This window comes from Mesotoga infera, assembly GCA_011045915.1.
Taxonomy (GTDB): Bacteria; Thermotogota; Thermotogae; order Petrotogales; family Kosmotogaceae; genus Mesotoga; species Mesotoga infera_D.
The window spans coordinates 1-1,770 of the sequence record DSBT01000322.1; the positions used below are offsets into that span (position 1 = coordinate 1).

General features: G+C 43.8%; 2 protein-coding genes. Both read left to right on the plus strand.

Going from position 1 to position 1,770, the window contains the following annotated elements:
* The coding region (locus ENN47_10480) for an SAM-dependent DNA methyltransferase (GenBank protein HDP78584.1) at positions 1-199 on the plus strand (199 nt) is incomplete at its 5' end.
* Positions 189-1,538 (plus strand): restriction endonuclease subunit S, encoded by a 1,350-nt coding sequence (locus tag ENN47_10485; protein HDP78585.1) that lies wholly within the window; start codon positions 189-191, stop codon positions 1,536-1,538. The genes ENN47_10480 and ENN47_10485, both read left to right, overlap by 11 nt.
* Positions 1,539-1,770: the final 232 nt, after the last annotated feature.

Consider the following 1,770-nt stretch of genomic DNA (forward strand, 5'->3'; position numbering starts at 1 on the left):
GATTGATGAGATAAGAAAGAATGGCTATATCCTTACCCCTGGCCGTTACGTAGGCATGGAAGAGATCGAAGACGACGGCGAACCCTTCGAAGAGAAGATGGAAAGACTCACGACCGAACTCGCAAAGCTCTTCAAAGAATCGAGAGAACTGGAAGAGGAGATCAGGAAGAACCTGGAGGGTATAGGGTATGGCTGGTGAGTGGAACTATAAGCCAATTGATGATGTTGCGGAGAAAGTAGCTATGGGCCCCTTTGGATCTTCAATAAAGGTAAGTACATTCGTTACTGAAGGTGTTCCGATTATCAGTGGTCAGCATCTTAATGAAACTCAGGTTCAAGATGGAGAAAACAACTTCATAACTCACGCTCACGCAGAGCAACTTCGAAACGCAAATGTCTTTAGAGGTGATGTGATTTTCACTCACGCAGGAAATATCGGGCAGGTAGCCTATATTCCCAAGAATTCCAGATATGAAAGGTATGTGATTTCTCAAAGACAATTCTATTTGAGGTGCAATACCTCCAAGATACTTCCGGAATTTGTTGTTTACTATTTCAAGTCTCCACAAGGACAACACAGACTTTTGGCAAACAGTACGCCATCAGGAGTTCCCTCAATAGCGCAACCTGTAACTTATTTACGATCAATTGAGATCCCTGTTCCAACAATCCTTGAACAACAAAGGGTAGTGCAAACGCTTGCCTCAATAGATAACAAAATAGAAGCAAATCGCAAAATCAACAGGATGCTCGAAGAAATAGCGAGGGCGATATTCAAGCACTGGTTTATAGACTTCGAATTCCCTAATGAAAACGGCGAGCCTTACAAATCCTCCGGCGGCGAAATGATCGACTCCCCCCTCGGCCCTATTCCTGTGGGTTGGCGTGTAGGCTTTATTAACGATATTGAATTCGAAATTGTACCAGGTGATTGGGGAAAGGGTGAACTGAGTGAACGTTATTCGTCTCCAGTTCGTTGCATAAGAGGTGCTGACATTCGCGAAATATCTTCAGGTGGCATCGGGAATCCTCCTTTGAGGTATATAAAACCTTTAAGTGCTGAAGTAAAAAGTCTGAGAGATACAGACGTCGTTGTTGAGATCTCCGGCGGGAGTCCAACTCAGCAAACTGGAAGAGCAATGAGAATAATCGAACCTATAACTAAGAAGTTCGCCGAGAACCTTATCTGCTCAAATTTCTGCAAGCTTCTAAGATTCAGGAACATTGAAGACTCTGAATTCACCTACTTTCTTCTCGACAATCTATACAGAAGAGAAATTATGTTCCAATATGAGAATGGAACTACTGGAATAAAAAACCTTGATTTCAAGAATCTGTTTTCTACCGAGCAGGTCGTAATTCCTAACAGGAAAGTGTTGCAACAGTTTGCTGGATATTCTAGGCAAATCGATAGCATGATTCAACTGAATGGTATTCAGAACATGATGCTTTCTCGAATACGAGACTCTCTCCTCCCGAAACTGATGTCAGGAGAAATCAGAGTTCCTGTTTCTGATAAAGAAGTCGATCAGTTCTAGAGGCGGAAAGCCATTCACCGATGTGAGAAGCGGCAATTGCGAAAGATATGGGGTGATTCGAGTGCCAAAGGCAATGACTGAATCGGAAATTGAAGAGATAGCTCTGGATATCCTGACGGAGATCGGGTATGAAAGGCTCTACGGGCCGGATATTTCACCAGACGGTCATTTTCCCGAACGTGGCACATACAGGGATGTCGTTCTAATCGAGCGCCTCCGCAGATCTCTGGCC